Raw genomic sequence first — 16,228 nt, forward strand, 5'->3', positions numbered from 1 at the left:
ATGCTCCTTCATAGTTTATTTAATTTTTCTTTTGCTTCGTACAGTTCATTAATCGCTTGTTCGATTTTTTTCTTGTTTTCAGTAGGTTTCTTCTGTAATTCCTTAATTTGTTTTTCTTTTTCTTGGATAATTAATTGAAACTGTTCATACTCTAAAATGTATTTTTCAAGTTCTGGACTTGTTGTTTGTTCAGAAATTTCTTTTGCAGCCTTTAATTTTTGCTCTTTCAAATAGGCATATCCTACAAGTGGTAATCTTGAATGATCATTTTTAAATTGATCTTTCTCTTTCTCGTAAATCCCTGTAGATTTACCGTAGTCATACGTCAACATTGCCAGGTCAAAATCTCCTTGTGTAGTAGGTATCTCTTTGTTGTAAGCTCTAAGTTGTCCTAATTCTGGTTTTTCTTCAGACTGAATCTTTTTAAAAATTAAATTCTCAACTTCTTGTTGCTTATCTGGGTATTCTTTTCCAGCTTCGATAAACTTCTCTTGTCTTACTAGTTCTTCATACGATACCCGCTTTTCAGGAGTTGTCGCATAGACAAATATTCCTACTGCTGAACAAATAAAAAATAGTACCACAAAAAAAACAATCGCAATCCGTTTGTTCATTCTTGGAATTTGCCGTTGTTTTTCTTTTTTTATTTTTTCTTTTTTAGGTCTATTTGTTGCTTTCTTTTTTTCTTTTTTTACGTTAAAAGTTTTAGATAGCCATTCTAAAAAAGCTTCTTTTTCTTCTTCACTGTTAAACTCTTGCTCTTCTACTTCTTTAACAATTGTCCCATATAAAGAAAAATCTTCTACCGGAAATACTAAGCTTGATTCATAAACAACTTGTCCATCAATACGTAAGTCGTAAATACAACTCATTTCCTGTTTTTCTTGGTTAGCGATCTTATTCTGCTTTTTTAATAATAGCTCTGCTCGTTCCAGTGGGATTTCACGATTGATTGGTACTTCCATTACTTTTGCTTCTAAAAAACTAAAAGTAGTCATTCGCTCCCCCCCTTATTGATTTTGATGGATCATTTCCAATTCTTGTCTATAGACAACTTTAATGGGATTATTTTGAGAAAACTTAACATGATATTCCTTTCCATGTACCGTTACAATGTAAAAATCGTCTTCGCCACTCCAAAAATAAGTAAAATCATTTTTATTGCAATTAAACTCTTTGCAAATAGCTTTTTCTTGACGATTTTCGTGGACTTTAAACAGCTTTATTACATTTTCATAAGAAGCAACAGCAATAATTATCCCTGCAAAAAAACTTAACGCATAATACATATTTTTAATTCCTCCCTCATTCCGTTTCCTCTAATAAATAATCTAACTCTCGTAAATCTTCTTCTGTCATATTTCTTGGAATGTTTTTCTGATTTAATTCTTCAAGACTTTTTAAACTGGATTCTACAGGTAAATACTGGTCAATAATTCTCAAGAAGTGGTAGTAAGCAATTTTTTCTTCCCCCCTTAATGATTCTTCACGATTTTTAAAAACTGCTTTTAATATTTTTACCTCATCGAGTGTCATTCTTTCACTAATAACTTTCTTGAAGTGCTCGTCAATGTCTGTCGACCAGTAATAATAATTCACAAATGGGTCTAATATTTGGAATGGTTCTTCTTCAAGAATTCGTTTTTGTTTCTTTTTCTTGTACTGTTTATACAATTTATTCACTAATAACGTTGTTGAAACACTTCCAATTGAAATTAATAGTCCTCTCTTCATAGTTACCTCATTTCTAAAAAATTTCTTCATTTCAATGTTTTATCATTTATTTTTTCTGAAAAATTTGTTCCATTGTTTTTTAGCTACACTTATAAAACAAGTAAGTAATACTCCCGCTAGAATATTCATTAGAGCTAGTAAACTTCCAATCATAATAGAAATATTTTTTACGTCACCAAGAGTGGTGGGCTGTTCTTTGTACAAAACAGCTGCATATTGAATAGTTAGTAAAACACTAAACATGACATAAGTACTAATCACCATAAATAACACGATAAAGTTAATAACATGAACAATTCTATTCTTAGTCAATTGTTCAATTTTCTTTTGGATCATTAAAAACATCACCTCACATAAGTTTCTCTTGAATTACTCTGAACCTGAAAATAATTTCAACTCCTATTGAGCCTAAAAGAAAAAAAGGAAGTATCATGGGTGCTAAAATGTAAAACATTACTGTCTTCATGGATCATTTCCTTCCCTTATTTAGGTTGTACATAGGACAACAAGCTTGTATTTTCTGCTGCAATTGTTCGTGTAGAAACCACGTTTAACCCTTTTACGTTCATTTCAGAAATTAAGATACTACCGTCCTTGTTCACTTTCTCCACAAATGCGACGTGACCATAAGTACTGTCTGCGTCTAAAATACCTGCAGGAAATGAAACAGCTGTGCCGGCTTTTGGTGTTCTTGTGACTTCATAGCCACGCGCACGTCCTGTTTCTGCCCAATCTTGGCCATTGCCCATTGTTAGATCGATATGTTTTCCTAATTGAGTGATTCGGTTGTATACATATTGCGTACAATTCCCCCAGGCATAGCTATTTCCTGAATCGTAATTTACACCGTTGTAACCAGGAAAATCTGATTCACTCGAAGTAATTGTTTTCTCCTGGTCAAATTCAGTCAAATGGTACGTTTCAATCAAACCGTTTAATTTTTGATTGTATTGAGTATCGGTCGCATACGTTCCTGTTAACGCCTGTGTGGCGTTTTCGTATGTTTTCGCTACACTTTTATGAGTTCCTGTGTAAATCGCTGTGTTCCAGCTCACACCGTCTTTTAAGAGCTTTGCGTAATCCTCGAATGATTCTTTATAACTCGGATATTTTCTAAAGTTTGATTGAATAGAATATAGCTGCCCTGTTCCATCGTCTTCAGCTGTCAGAAACGAAACAGATTGGCCGTTAAAATCGCCCTTAATTCCAAACAAATTGTAATTTGGTTCACGGCTTAATTCACTGCTACCACTACCACTTTCTAAAATGGCTTGCGCAATCATGACACTTGCGAACAAATCGTTGTCTTTTGCGACCTTCCTTGCCGTTTCACCGATCTGTAAAACAAACTCTTCTGTGCTTTTCACTTTTTCAAAATGAATAGTTTCTGTGTTGTAAGGGATTGTTACAACTGGTTCTTGTTCGACTATTTCATTGGGTGTTTCACTTGAAACGATTTCTTGTTCCATTGAAACACTAGGCGTGGTTTCTGGAACAATTATCGGTGGTTGTGTTTCATCGGTTGCAACAGGTTGTTCTTTGGAACTGTCTGAAACAGTTTCAGTTGTACTTGTTGATTGTTCTGAACTCTCCGTTGTTTCAACTGTCTTTTCAGTACTACCAGAGGTTTCCGACGTTTCAGTTTGCTGTGTCTCACTTGTTGCTTCCATCGTTTCACTTGGTTTCATTTCGTCTACTACTTGACTAGATTCCATTGTTTCCGTTTCATTGCTCGTTTCGTCTGCAAAAGCAGTGATTGGAACTGCAGTAGAAATTAAAAGAATCGTCGAATAAATAGTAATTAGTTTCCTCACTGATTCCCCTCCTAATTTTGTATTTAACTAAACTCAATGCTGTCTATAAATCGTTCTTTCCAATCTGATTCTTTTTTAGCAAAGTAATTTAGTTTTGCAATTGAAAAATGTGATTCGTCTGAAATTTTAAACTTCAATACTGCTTGATTTTTTAATTGTTTGTTGCCTTTTATAGGTAGATTTCTTACAATCTCTCCTGAGCCTTTTTCTAACTTTACAGGAACTTTTTGTTTCCCAAAAGTTAAAATAATACGCGTGTATTCACTTAGATTCTCTTCATTAAAAATTTTATTTCCTTTTAACTCTTGTAGTTTTCCTTTTGGGATAATGATTTCACTTGCACGACCTGTTTGATCAAACAAAAAGTATTCCTTTAGTTCCGGTGTATATAAAAATAAATCCACTGTATCACCTCCTCCTGTTTTTGACGTTCACTTTTTGACACAAAAAAAGACACAAAAGAGAGCTTTTCTGTCTGTGGTTAGTTATTCTGTTTTCTTTTTGTTGTTACAAGATATGCTGCGCCTGCTAATAAAATGAATCCTAGAATAGTAAATAGAATTTCTTTTTGTTCGCCCGTTTTTGGCAAGAATTTAGTTGGTGGTACAATACGAACTGTTTGAGCTAAATCATTAATATCTGCGTGTGTTGTTAATTTTAAATTGTCACGATATAGGTCTTCAAAAACAACCACGTGAACTTCTGAAGTAATTCCTTTAGAATCAAACGTAAATGGAACAATTACTTCGCCATTTGCGGTTTTTGGTACAAACGTTTTAACTGCTTGCACTTCTTTACCATTAACGACAAATGGTTTATTCGTCGTTTTATCCATCAATTTACCTTTAACTGTGTAAGTTTTACCTGGTGTTAAATTCGTGTATTTCACTTTATCATTAATAGTCATTTGTCCGCCAGAAACACCTAGCTTGCCATTGTTGATTGTAGCCGTGGTTTTTAATGTCGGTTTGTTAAATTCGATGGTTTGGTCTTTGTCGTGAATGTCTGCATGAACTGCGACTTCAGTTTCATTTCGTGTCAAGGTTTCAAAAACAACAGTTTCTTTTCCTTGTAAGTCTTTCGCGTTTAATTCAAATGAAAGATCCACTGTTCCAGTTACTAATGGTGATTTTTGTTTTTCTGCAGTTTTCACTTTTGCTTCAGTGGTGACAATTTCTGCTTTTCCATTACGTGCGATAAATTTCAATGAGTTACGGACTTCTTTTCCGTTGACTAACAATGGTTTGTTTGTCGCCTTATCCATTAAAACACCTGCTAATTCATAAGTTTTACCTTCGATTAAATCAGTGTAAGAAACAGTATCAGTGATTGTCACTTTTTCTAAAGCATCCGCTTTGTGATCACCTGAATCTTTGTTAATCGCTGTTGTTTTTAGTTTTGGTTCAGTGAATGTAACAGTTTGTCCTTCATCGTCAATGTCGTGATGGACAGCAATTTCAGTGTTTTCACGTGTTAATGTTTCAAAAATAACAACTGACTTTCCTTTTAACTGTTCAGCATTCATTGTGAATGTCACTTCAACCGTTCCTGAAACGCGGTTAATTTGTACGGCAGCAGCTCTCAGTGCTGGTTTATCCATGTCACTTGGTTGTTCAGAATCTGTTGCGTCGTTTTGGTCTTCAATGATTTCTGCTTTTCCATCACGAGCAATGAAATTCACTTCATTTCGCACTTCTTTTCCGTCGATTAATAGTGGAGTGTTTGTTTTCTTATCCATTACCACACCAGAAATGTTGTACACTTTTCCGTCTAATAAATCTGAATAAGAAACAGTATCAGTGATTGTTACTTCCTTTAACGCTTCAGCAGAATGGCTGTTAGAATCATTGTCCAACGCCGTTGTTTTTAGTTTTGGCTCTGTAAATTCAACGGTTTGTCCTTCGTCTTCAATATCTGCATGGATCGCAATTTCTGTGTCATTTTTGTACAGATTTTCAAATACAACGACTGTTTTTCCTTGTAAATCTTTCGCATTTACTTTAAATTCAATCGTTTCGCTACCTTCAGACGTTGTTGGTGTAAAACGTTTGCTGGCGGTCACTTCTTCCCCATCGATTAACAATGGTTTGTTTGTTGCTTTATCCATCAATTTACCTTTTAATTCATAGGTATTTCCTGGAATTAAATTTTTGAAAGATACCACGTCAACAATAGTAACTTCTGCTAAAGGATCAGAAACTTTTGAACCGTCTTCTTCAAAATGCGCTTCTGTTTGAATTTGAGGATTATTTACTTTCACAGTTTGGCCTTTATCATTGATATCTGCATGTTTAACAACGTCATACCATTCTTTTGAATCGATGCGTTGACGGCTTAGATATTCAAAAACAACTAGTTCTTTTCCTTTCAATTCGCGTGCGTCAAATTCAAAAGTAACATCAATTGTTCCTTTAGCCTTTGTGGGTTTGAATGTTGCTTCACTGATTACTTCTTCCCCATCAATTAACAGCGGTTTATTTGTTGCTTTATCCATCAATTTACCATTCAATTTGTATAACTTGTTTGGTTGTAAACCTTCATAAGCAACTGTATCTTTTAATACGACTTTTTCTTCGGGATCAAATTCTTTTCCATTATTTTCTTCATTGACTGCAGTTGTTGTAATTTTAGGATTGTCAAAGGTGACAGTTTGTGGCACATCGTTAATATCCGCGTGGACAACAATTTCTTTGCTATTTTGATACAATGTTTGAAATACAACCACTGTTTTACCAGCAAGAGCTGACGCGTCAAAGGTGAAGCTTACTTCAACAAAGCCATTTTTAGTCGTTGGTTTGAATTTCTTCTCTGAAGTCACTTCTTTTCCATTTACTAGTAACGGTTTGTTTGTTGCTTTATCCATTAATTTTCCTTTAACAACGTACTCGCGGCCGTCAGTATAAAGATTTGTGTAATTCACTTTATCTTTAATTGTGACATTCTTTTCTGGGGAAAGCACTTTGTCACTATCTTCTTTGTCTGTCGCTGTTGTTTTCAAGGTCATTTTAGGATTTGTAAAGTTCACTGTAGTAGTTTGTGCTGCTTTAATCGTTACTTTCTTAACACTTGTATCTAATAGGTATCCGATTGGCGCTTCAATTTCTCGAATTTCTAATTGAGTATCTGCTGCATATTCTACAGATTCAAATTCCCCATTTTTGTTTGTAGTAGCTGTTTTTTTAGAGCCGTCCGCTAGATTTTTCAATTCAAATTTAGCACCAGCCACTGGTTTTCCGTTATCATCCACTTTCTTAATTTTAGCTTTACCATTTTTAATTACGTTAATTTTAACAAAACCTACAGTAGGGTCTCCTGCTCCTCCGGTGGTCACTGATTGAGATCCCGGTTTTACCCAGAAAAATTGACTGTCTGTGTAAAATGTATTCCTGAATAAATCTAAATCACCATTTTTTGAATTAGCATTTGGCGTAATTTCTAGTACGTTTCCTTTTTTCTCAACTTTTGCATTAAGATTGTTCTTAATTGAAAAATTGTTTAATACACCATTTGTATCTGTAATTTTTAGTGTTTCACCAACTTTAACATTGTAAGTTTTTGTGTCAAAACTAGGTTTTATTTTAAAGTTAGCAATATTGTTTTCAATTTGTTGTTTGTAATTAGCATAGCCAGGTAACGAAGTTGAAACTGACCAACCTAATTTTTCCCAAATATACATATTTGTAGCCATAATGTACTCTACACTATCGCCGTCTTTAGCACCAAAGTTCATGATGTAATTAATCGATGCTCTTTGTAGTGGAGTAATTCCAGCAAATTCTGTTTGTTGTGTAAACCCTGCTCCTGGAACAAATACAACTCCCGGTTGTACACAATAGGCTAATTTTCCATCAATATACATAGGCTGATAAAATTCACCCCATGCTGTCCATGCACCTTTACTAACATCGTATCTTACATAAATTGGATTGCCTTCAGTACCGATAGAACGTGCAAGACGAGTACGTCGTTCAAAAGGAATTTCAATACTTTCTCCTTTGTCATTTTTAACTGACATACCAAAAGAAGAGTCTTTTTTTGCATAATCACCATATAAATATTTAGCTAATGAGATAATTTCGTTATCTGTCAAGCCTTGTACGTCCGTTGGATTATCTCGATTGGCTAATTCTTCTCCTGTTCTTTCGGCTTTTTCATGTGTTTCTTCCGTTACTTCAGTTGTAGAAGTTGCTTCAGTGTTAGTAGTTTCGCTTGAATTAGTTGTAGAATCAATAGGACTGTCATTACTATTCATGCTTTCCCCTATCGTTTTATCTAGCTCCTTCTGAGTGTTCTGTGTACTTTCTACCGTTGTTGATTCATTAACTTTACTAGAAGATTCTGTCGATTCTTCAGGTGTCTTTTTCTCTTCTATCTCACTAGAAGAATCCACTTGTTCAGTATTATCCAAGCTTTCGGCCATAGCGATTGTCGAAGGGACAACATTCGCTCCTGCAATGGTGAGCATAGCTAACAGAACAAGGAACTTATTTTTTACTTTACTTAATCTTTCTTTCATTATTTTCCCACCTCAAAATTTTAATTTTTATATTTGTACTTCTTCTGAAGGTGGATCTCTCGGAAAGAGCATTTTTCATCACTCCTAACAAAAAAAAAGTAACGATTGATTAATTCCAATCGTTACTTTTCATATATTTTTTAAGTTTATGCTAATTCATATGTCCAACCAGCTAATCTACCATCGGTATATTTTACATCCCAAGTAATTACGTTAAAATCACCTTTTCCTTGCTTCTTAAGTTCTAAAGCTTTTGCTTGTCCAGCAGCTGTCGCTTCAGCTGCACTTCCAAATAATCCACCCGAACCAACTGGTGTCATTGGATCGTATTCATTACTTGGTGGAGGTGTTGGGCTTGGTTGTTCCGGTGTTACAGCGCCACCACCATTTCCTGCAGGTGGTGCTGGTGTATACCCTCCGCCATTATCAGCAGGTGCTTGCGGTTGTTCTACTGGCTGTTCTACCGCTGGTGCTTGTGGTTGTTCTGTTTGGCCAGTTGTATTGTTAGCTGGTGTTCCGTTTGCTGCTTCATTTTGAGCTTTGTTTTCTTGTGCCGGATTAGTTGCATTTTCTTTATTGTTTCCAGCTGCAGCCTGTTGTTTTTGTTCTTCAGCCTTTTGCGCTTTTTCTTTTTCAGATTTCTCTTTTGCTTCTTTGTCTTTTTGCTCGTTAATTCCTTGTTTAAGCTTGTCTAAGCGTTTTTGGTGTGCTTCTTTATCTTTCTTCAAGTATTCGTCTTTTTCTTCGTTAATGCTGTTTTGAGCTGCTTTAATGTCACTATCTTTTTTAGATTTTTCAGCAGTCGCTAACAATTGATCTGTTTTCTTAATCAAGTCTAAAAACGAATGAAGTTTTGTCATTTTCGCTTTTGGGTCTTTTTGGTCCTGTTCTTTTAATTTTTTAATAATGGTTTCAGCCATTTCAATGTCTTTAGCACTTCGCGTGTCATATGCTTTTTTCACTGAGTCGTCGACTTGTAACGATAATTTTTTGTAGTCCTCTTTTTCTTTCTTTTCTGCTAACTCGATTTTTTCTGCTTGTGCTTTCTTTTGGCTATTCACTGCATAAACAGAGCCACCACCAATTAAAAGTAGTGCTACAACTGATACCCCAATAATTTGATTTTTCTTTAATTTAAACCCTTGCTTTTCACTCATTTCTTCTTCCTCCTAAGATTTGTAATTTTAGCGTACCTAAATGTATCTATTATCGCAAGCAATAGCTTGTTCTTTTCGTCACATGTTTTTTATCCGATTAAACTGACACGCATATATAGTTCAGGTGTTTCTTTCTCTTCCCTCTTGATGGGACAATAATCTTTGTATAAAGCTTTCGTTTCATGTACCGCTTTATACAATGTTATTTTTCGTTGTGTTGTCCAATGTTTCACATTTTGTGTTTGTTTAATGTAATCCTCAACCAATAATTTCTTTTTACCGTTCTCTTTCATGTAGTCAATTAGTTCAACAATCATTTGTTTCGTAATATATGCCATGATTAATTTCTCCTTTTTTGTTACTAAATTTCATTCATTAGTGAATATCGCTTTCAGGTAAAGCGTACCTCGCTCAACTTCAGGAATGGAGCCTCCTTCTAGTTCATAACCTAAAGCCAAAACTTTTGACACGATAAGTAAAAAAGTATCAGTTTATTTCATCCGCAAAGGAAACTGGCTTGCCGGAACAAGCGATCAATCCCCACTACTGCTTACCTGGTTTGATTACTAGAATTAGAATAGCCTCTCTTGTCATAAGCTACTCCACTGTCTTTTTTAGTGCAGAGAGCAATCAGCGACAGTTACCAAGTTACTTTTTATTTCTGCATTTGTGTATTTATTTTTCAAGGAGCAGTAATTCCAAGACAAGAAAGTTTCACTAATCAATGAAACCTAGTAACAAAGATTTTTAAACATGTTGTTTGATTTTAACCGGCTTCTCTAAGAATCTAAGCGGCTCTAACTCGTTTTTGCGTGAAGCAACAATCATTCCGTCTTTTTCTAAGTTCTTTGCTAAGAAATATAAGTCCTTAGCCGCTACGGTTTTCATTGGATCATTCCTTGAAATAAAATCACCATTCCAGGCATTCACATAAATCTCATTGTCAAACGTTTTAACCGTATGAGTTTTGTAAATAAAATCTTTTGAGCAAGTTTTTAAATATTTCTTTCGCAACTTTCATCACCTCCATTCAAATTTCTGACAAGTTAACAGATAAAAAAAGAGGATACTACGCGTGAACTGCGTAATATCCTCTTTGAAGCACTATATCACCTGAGCCTATTATAACTAATTATGAATCTCTTTTTGAAAAATTTATAAAATTAATCTTAGGAAATCCATATGAATCACTAAAAATCGAACGAAAGTCGTTTTCTTTTTAGCAAAAAATTGCTATAATACAACTTGTTGTGACATTAGTTACAACAAAAAGAGCCTTACAGTTCATGCCGGTTAAAGCATATGAATTGTTTTACTTCCCTCTAGGGTTACCAGCCCTATGGAAGAGGTTCTTTTTTTTTTTATCTGCTAACTTCTCACCTTAGATCAAGCGTAGAAGCCTGTAATGTACTTTCTAAGTATGTATGATTTGTTTTTTTCTTTTTTACAAAAAAATCATAGCACACCCTTAAATTCATTACAAGGTTTTTTAATAATATTTTTTATAACTCATTTAATTTCACTTTTTATGTTGCATGGTTTAATGCCAGAAACCACGCTATTTCACTGAATTTCTCACGGCTCTACCATAGCATAAAATCATATATGCTATTATTTGTAATTTATAAATTATAACAAATATAATTTTGAATATTTTTCCAATCAATTCTATCCACCAATAATATTTACATAAGGCTTAATAGATGTAATGAACAAACCAAACATCTTTTTCCCTCCTTTTTTTATTTTAAGCTGTTGCTTGCTTTAATTATAGGTAATCAAGTACAATGAAATCAAGCAGAAATAGCGTCAAATCAACCAAATAAAGAACTATTAACCGTTCAAATAAGGTTTTTTATATTATCTATGTAATATTAATCTGTTTAATAGCTAACCGACCTTGGTATAAAAAGAATTTATCTTTAGGAAAAGGGGGGAAATATTGTAAAAAAAATAATAAATGAAATTCAGTAATATTATTTACTTGTATAAAACATGGGAGTGATTGTATTGGAGAAAAACACTGCATTAATTGCTGCAATAAAAGCCTTTAGACAGAACCGGAAAGTAACACAACAAGAATTGGGAGAAAGCCCAACAAGATATGCCAAAATTGAAGCAACAGGAAACATTCGATTCAATGAATGGTTAACTTACTTGGAAAAATTAGAAGTAACGCCAACTGAATTTTTAAAATTTATGGAGTTACAAGAAGGTCAAAACAACTTTATTTTGGAAGTTGAGCGTTTACTTAGTAATGCGTTTGATGATCCAGAATTTATTTTCAATAAACGGAAAATAATTGAATACTACTCTATTCTTGACAATAAAGAAAATAAAAGTACAGCTGAATTTAGCTTGTACATAGATATCAAAATTTATTTTTGTGATATTTATGACGAAATTTCACCTCTCACTTACGAAGATTATAAGTACTTTTACAAATTGTTTACTAAAAAATTTGAAACACAAGAGTTTTACACCTATTATGATTACCGAGTATTTTCCAATATTGTATTTGAATTGCCAGTTTCAGAATTATCCAAAACGGAAAATATATTTCAACATGTATTTCCTTTAAAACATAGTTTAGCACGTGATAAAAAAACTCTATACGTTGCTTTTCTAGCATACCCTAACTTCATTTCAAGATTAATTTACGAAGAGAAATATGAAAAAGCTCAGGCTTATTTGAAACAAGCTCGGAAACAAAATATTCCAAAAAATCAATATCTTATTAATTTACAATTAACTTATTTAGAACTACTTTTAGACTATATTAAAAAACAAACACCAAAAAAACTAGCTAAAATAGATGAATTAATCAATGCAATCAACATCTATGGTCACAAGGATTTAGCAGAACAAATGAGTCGCGAAGTAAAAATGCTCACAGAAGGAAGTGAAGATAAAAAAACATCAGGAGACTATCCCAAAACTGTAGAACGTAATATTTAAAGTAAAACACCTTGCTACACAAGGTGTTTTATTGATTTTCCACCCAATTATGAGTCATTACTCCTGGTGTGTCGGAATTACTTTTTTTGCTCAACTGACTTTTTTTCTCTAATGCACATTCAACAAATAAGTTGTAAAAAGACATGTAAAATAGACCTTTTGGACTTTTCACAGTAGAATCTGTTTTGATTTTGTGCATCACACGACGCAAACATTTGTCAATTTCTTCTTGATAATCCTCTCCAATCAAAACAATGTTGTATTCTTTTTCTACTTTGGTTTTTGCACGTATAATTGTTCCTACTTGTTCATGGGCTTCTTGAATAGTGTTTGCAAAGGCAGCAATAAATTTTAAGCTATCTTTGTTTAGGAAAGTGTTCTCTTGAACTTCTGAAAATTGATCGAGCAATAATTGTTGTTGCAATCGTTCTTTTTTCGTATCTCTTGTGTCTATTGTATCTAAAAAATTATTTATATAGATATTATCTTTTACTTGTGCGATTTCAGCATATCCACTACTATCAAGGGGTTCAGAGTTTTTTTCACGACGTGCGATTTCAGCATATCCACTACTATCAAGGGGTTCAGAGTTTTTTTCACGACGTGCGATTTCAGCATATCCATTACTATCAAGGGGTTCAGTATTTGTGTTTGCTGACAGGTATAAATCTTCTTTTTTTAACTCTGGCTGTAAGAGATAATATTTGTTTGCTATGTTTTTTCCAGCTTTCGCATCAAAACCTCCTCTGACAACTTCCAATAAGCCATACTTTTCTAGTTCGTCTAGGGTAGATTTAACTTTTCCTTGATAGCAATTCAGCATTTCCATGAGATCCTTTTGTTGAAAAATCAAATAAATCATTCCATTTTCGTCAATCCAGTTATTTGTAAGAGCAAGAGAAATTTTGTCTTTAAAAAGCATATAAGCAATCTTAGAACTATCTTTCATAGATTTGTATTTTTCATTTTTCAACAGAAACTGTGGGAATTTCCAAAATAGCTCTGAGTAGCTGTTTTGATAACTATACCCCCGTTCTTTAATATTCGTCATTATTTTAGATACTCCTTTATTAGATATACTTTAATCACATAGTAAGCAATTTAAAAATATCAAAGACAAAAGGCGTTGGCAAGCAATAATTATAGCTATTTCAATTAGTTACCACTTTAATTATAAAAAGAAACTATTTAGTTACCACCTCAATTTTATGAAATAAGTATTTGCATACCACCATTAATATAAAAATAATTTATTTAGTTACTACCTGAATGTATAATTGTCTTCTACTATAAAGTGAATTACCTACTACTTTTAATGAATGATTAGTTACCACTTTTAATTTATTTAATTACCACTTATTTTTGTATGTGAATGTATAATTATTGGTAATAACGGAAGTTATTAAATGAATTAGTTACCACTTTTAATTTATTTAATTACCCCTTTAAATATAAAAATATGTGTATTACCTACTACAGCAATTATAATTAGTTACCACCTTATTGTAGAATAAAACAAATTATCTACCACTTTAAATATAAAGGTAAAATAATTAATTACCACCTTAAAATAAATTGAGTACCACAGTAATTATTATTTAATTGAAATTAATTACTACCTTAAATATTTTTGGTGGTATTTAAACTAGTTATATTTTAGGTGGTATGTTATAATATTTGTAAAATTGTACTTAGAGAGGAAGTTGCATGTATGGTAGCAAAAAAATATGTAATTGGTAACTTTAAAGGTGGCGTCGGTAAAAGTACTTGTGCTCAAATGTTTGGATTTGAGTCAGCAAAATTCAAGGAATTAAAAACATTAATCATTGATTTAGATATGCAAGGAAATACTTCTGATGTTATGAACTTAACGCATATGAATTTTTCTAAAGATGAGGGCGGGGGGGAAGGCGAATTAATCGAATATACAAATACAATTACTGACGTACTTATTTCAAATGTTGATCCACATGACGCTATTTATAAGATTATTGAAAATCTGTATATATTACCTGCGGATATGTCGTTTGAATTATACGATGATTGGATTAAAGATAGATTTCCTAATTCAATTGATAAGTTTAAATACATGGAAGAAAAATTATCCCCTCTATTTAATGATTTTGATGTCATTTATTTGGATGTACCTCCATCAATTTCTATTTATAGTAAATCTGCTATGTATATAGCTGATTGGGCTATTGTTGTGTTACAAACTCAAGTCAAATCTATGCGTAATGCTATGCAGTATTTGGAATATATGGACTTCTTTACTAATGAATTTGATACAAATTTAAAAGTTGCTGGTGTTGTTCCATTTATGTTAGAAAGCGGTGATTCCGTAGATAAAGAAATGTATCAACAAGCACAGGAAATCTATGGAGAGCACTTAATTAAAAACGTTGTGTTAAAAAATGCACGACTTAAAAGATATGATGGATCAGGTATCACTACTGAATTAACTAAAAAAGGAAAATTAAAGCAATGGGATAAGAAATGCCATGAATTATTTATCAACATTTTGGACGAATTAGAAGAACATGAACATTGGTATGAAGGGTAGGTTTAAAGAATGGCTGAGATTAAAAACTTAGGTATCTTTGGTAGTAGTAATAAAGGACTAGATAAAATAAAGCAGCGATCAAAGGAGAAGTCAAAAGAAACAACTATAAGTAATATTCCTAAGACTCATAGTACCTTCAGAAGCCAGAAAACAAGCTCTGTAACTCATGAAGTACCTATTCGAAAGAAAAGAAAAGGTGCCCCAATAACAAAATTTGATAAAGTTTACGCTGCAATGCAATCCGTTAAATTATCTGCCCTTACTAATGCTACAGCAAGCATCATGGTTGAAAAGTATGAAACAAATATGAAAAAAGACGAATTATTGCGAAAAGCTTTAAATGAATATATTCGATTAAATCTTTCTCAAGAAGATAAAAATGATTTACTTAATTCTGTTGCCCTTGAACTAGATTTGTTTAGAGAAGCCCATCCTATTATTCCTGATGTAGATATAGACAATAATGTGATACGTTCGTCTGAAGAAATAAAGCAAGAAACTTTTACTGATATAAAGAAACAATGGGGAATCAACGATAAAATAAGAAAATAAAAAAATACCTACCATATTTATTTAAAGTGGTAGGTATTTTTTTATTACTTAATGATTTTTTTTAAGTCTATAAGGAAAAGTATAAGTTTTGAATTTCACACTTTCTTACGTATGTTTAAATATATTTAAGGTGGTAATTAAATACAATAAAAGTGGCAGGTAATAAGAAGTAATATATATTAAATACTGATGTATAAGTAATGAATTTTAATAGAAGGTGGTAGATAAATTCTATTAAAGTAGTAACTAATTAAAACAATTCAAGGTGGTAGATAAATTCTATTAAAGTAGTAACTAAATATTGATAGGTAGTAGCTAAATAAAAACGTTATTTACGTTATAAGTATAGGGAAAAAGTACTAGATAAAACGATTTAAGGTAGTAACTAAATGTATTAAAAGTGGTAAGTAATACATAATAAATATTGATATATAAGTAATAGAAAGAAACAAAATGTAGAAGTTGAAATGGATAAATAGCTAGGCATTTTTCACCGACTTGTTATTTATAGATAGGTTTGTACAGATAATCCTAAGGTGTAATAATCTAAAAATAAGAATTGCTGTTACTTGGTTTTGATTGAACAAAAAAATAGAAATATTGTTAACCCGTGTTACACTAAACTTCATCATCAATAATTTTTTTAGTACGTCTGTAACGTTCCAGGTGCAGCAAATAATCGTCTTGCAGTTTTAAAAGGTCTGAATAAACCTGATCCATAGTTTTGCTGGCAGACAGAGAAAGAGAATAAATAAATGAGATAGGAAGTGTTTCAATTTTTTTGTTGCGAGTAATCCAAGAAGAAACAGTTCCTTGAGAGAAAGCGTGTAATTCACAAAATTCTTCAACAGTAATCCCTAGTTGCTTGATAATGTATGTGTTGATAGGGTGCGGATACACAAAGGTTTTTCTAGACATGGTGGGTAAGTTTCCT

The 16,228-nt window shown here is 32.7% G+C and carries 15 protein-coding genes; 3 read left to right on the forward strand and 12 right to left on the reverse strand.

Annotated elements, in window-relative coordinates; all coding sequences use genetic code 11:
* Positions 1-8 precede the first annotated feature (8 nt).
* From IGM04_RS13690 to IGM04_RS13735, 10 genes are all read right to left on the reverse strand, one after another.
* On the reverse strand, positions 9-998 hold the full coding sequence (locus IGM04_RS13690) for a hypothetical protein (RefSeq protein ID WP_086318253.1): 990 nt from the start codon (positions 996-998) through the stop codon (positions 9-11).
* 12 nt (positions 999-1,010) lie between these two features.
* Positions 1,011-1,289 (reverse strand): hypothetical protein, encoded by a 279-nt coding sequence (locus IGM04_RS13695; protein WP_086318252.1) that lies wholly within the window; start codon positions 1,287-1,289, stop codon positions 1,011-1,013.
* A 16-nt stretch (positions 1,290-1,305) separates the two neighbouring features.
* Complete coding sequence (locus IGM04_RS13700) at positions 1,306-1,764, reverse strand: hypothetical protein (protein ID WP_438792741.1); 459 nt, start codon at positions 1,762-1,764, stop codon at positions 1,306-1,308.
* A 12-nt stretch (positions 1,765-1,776) separates the two neighbouring features.
* Positions 1,777-2,070, reverse strand: a complete 294-nt coding sequence (locus IGM04_RS13705; RefSeq protein WP_086318250.1) for a hypothetical protein — start codon at positions 2,068-2,070, stop codon at positions 1,777-1,779.
* 146 nt (positions 2,071-2,216) lie between these two features.
* Positions 2,217-3,548 carry a glucosaminidase domain-containing protein gene (locus tag IGM04_RS13710; RefSeq protein WP_086318249.1) on the reverse strand — a complete coding sequence of 444 codons (1,332 nt, stop codon included), beginning with the start codon at positions 3,546-3,548 and terminating at the stop codon, positions 2,217-2,219.
* A 23-nt stretch (positions 3,549-3,571) separates the two neighbouring features.
* Complete coding sequence (locus tag IGM04_RS13715; RefSeq protein ID WP_010815341.1) at positions 3,572-3,952, reverse strand: hypothetical protein; 381 nt, start codon at positions 3,950-3,952, stop codon at positions 3,572-3,574.
* Positions 3,953-4,029: 77 nt separating this feature from the next.
* Positions 4,030-8,064 carry a VaFE repeat-containing surface-anchored protein gene (locus tag IGM04_RS13720; protein ID WP_086318248.1) on the reverse strand — a complete coding sequence of 1,345 codons (4,035 nt, stop codon included), beginning with the start codon at positions 8,062-8,064 and terminating at the stop codon, positions 4,030-4,032.
* Between the two features lie 146 nt (positions 8,065-8,210).
* On the reverse strand, positions 8,211-9,221 hold the full coding sequence (locus IGM04_RS13725; protein WP_086318247.1) for a hypothetical protein: 1,011 nt from the start codon (positions 9,219-9,221) through the stop codon (positions 8,211-8,213).
* A gap of 89 nt (positions 9,222-9,310) precedes the next feature.
* The gene (locus IGM04_RS13730; RefSeq protein ID WP_010815338.1) at positions 9,311-9,559 is read right to left on the reverse strand and encodes a hypothetical protein; all 249 of its coding nucleotides are present in this window, start codon (positions 9,557-9,559) and stop codon (positions 9,311-9,313) included.
* A gap of 409 nt (positions 9,560-9,968) precedes the next feature.
* Entirely contained in the window at positions 9,969-10,235 is a 267-nt protein-coding gene (locus IGM04_RS13735; RefSeq protein WP_086318246.1) for a hypothetical protein, read from the reverse strand.
* 996 nt (positions 10,236-11,231) lie between these two features.
* Between IGM04_RS13735 and IGM04_RS13740 the strand changes: the two genes are divergently transcribed.
* Entirely contained in the window at positions 11,232-12,179 is a 948-nt protein-coding gene (locus tag IGM04_RS13740) for a helix-turn-helix domain-containing protein (protein WP_086318245.1), read from the forward strand.
* A gap of 28 nt (positions 12,180-12,207) precedes the next feature.
* Here IGM04_RS13740 and IGM04_RS13745 read toward each other — a convergent pair whose 3' ends face one another.
* Entirely contained in the window at positions 12,208-13,230 is a 1,023-nt protein-coding gene (locus IGM04_RS13745; protein ID WP_438757049.1) for a replication initiator protein A, read from the reverse strand.
* A gap of 660 nt (positions 13,231-13,890) precedes the next feature.
* On the opposite strand from IGM04_RS13745, the gene IGM04_RS13750 reads away from it, so the two are divergent.
* Together IGM04_RS13750 and IGM04_RS13755 are read left to right on the forward strand one after the other, a co-directional pair.
* On the forward strand, positions 13,891-14,742 hold the full coding sequence (locus tag IGM04_RS13750) for a ParA family protein (RefSeq protein WP_086318244.1): 852 nt from the start codon (positions 13,891-13,893) through the stop codon (positions 14,740-14,742).
* Between the two features lie 9 nt (positions 14,743-14,751).
* Positions 14,752-15,294, forward strand: a complete 543-nt coding sequence (locus IGM04_RS13755) for a hypothetical protein (RefSeq protein ID WP_086318243.1) — start codon at positions 14,752-14,754, stop codon at positions 15,292-15,294.
* 618 nt (positions 15,295-15,912) lie between these two features.
* Here IGM04_RS13755 and IGM04_RS13760 read toward each other — a convergent pair.
* Positions 15,913-16,212 carry a type III secretion system protein PrgN gene (locus IGM04_RS13760; protein ID WP_086318242.1) on the reverse strand — a complete coding sequence of 100 codons (300 nt, stop codon included), beginning with the start codon at positions 16,210-16,212 and terminating at the stop codon, positions 15,913-15,915.
* Positions 16,213-16,228: the final 16 nt, after the last annotated feature.

Origin of the sequence: Enterococcus sp. DIV2385 (genome assembly GCF_051711925.1) — a bacterium.
GTDB classification, from domain to species: domain Bacteria; phylum Bacillota; class Bacilli; order Lactobacillales; family Enterococcaceae; genus Enterococcus; species Enterococcus faecalis.

Excerpts from the sequence above, each read along its gene's own strand:
- IGM04_RS13690 (WP_086318253.1), bottom strand. The coding sequence starts at position 998 with ATGACTACTTTTAGTTTTTTAGAAGCAAAAGTAATGGAAGTACCAATC.
- IGM04_RS13695 (WP_086318252.1), bottom strand. The coding sequence starts at position 1,289 with ATGTATTATGCGTTAAGTTTTTTTGCAGGGATAATTATTGCTGTTGCT.
- IGM04_RS13700 (WP_438792741.1), bottom strand. The coding sequence starts at position 1,764 with ATGAAGAAATTTTTTAGAAATGAGGTAACTATGAAGAGAGGACTATTA.
- IGM04_RS13705 (WP_086318250.1), bottom strand. The coding sequence starts at position 2,070 with ATGATCCAAAAGAAAATTGAACAATTGACTAAGAATAGAATTGTTCAT.
- IGM04_RS13720 (WP_086318248.1), bottom strand. The coding sequence starts at position 8,064 with ATGAAAGAAAGATTAAGTAAAGTAAAAAATAAGTTCCTTGTTCTGTTA.
- IGM04_RS13725 (WP_086318247.1), bottom strand. The coding sequence starts at position 9,221 with ATGAGTGAAAAGCAAGGGTTTAAATTAAAGAAAAATCAAATTATTGGG.
- IGM04_RS13730 (WP_010815338.1), bottom strand. The coding sequence starts at position 9,559 with ATGGCATATATTACGAAACAAATGATTGTTGAACTAATTGACTACATG.
- IGM04_RS13745 (WP_438757049.1), bottom strand. The coding sequence starts at position 13,230 with ATGACGAATATTAAAGAACGGGGGTATAGTTATCAAAACAGCTACTCA.
- IGM04_RS13750 (WP_086318244.1), top strand. The coding sequence starts at position 13,891 with ATGGTAGCAAAAAAATATGTAATTGGTAACTTTAAAGGTGGCGTCGGT.
- IGM04_RS13755 (WP_086318243.1), top strand. The coding sequence starts at position 14,752 with ATGGCTGAGATTAAAAACTTAGGTATCTTTGGTAGTAGTAATAAAGGA.
- IGM04_RS13760 (WP_086318242.1), bottom strand. The coding sequence starts at position 16,212 with ATGTCTAGAAAAACCTTTGTGTATCCGCACCCTATCAACACATACATT.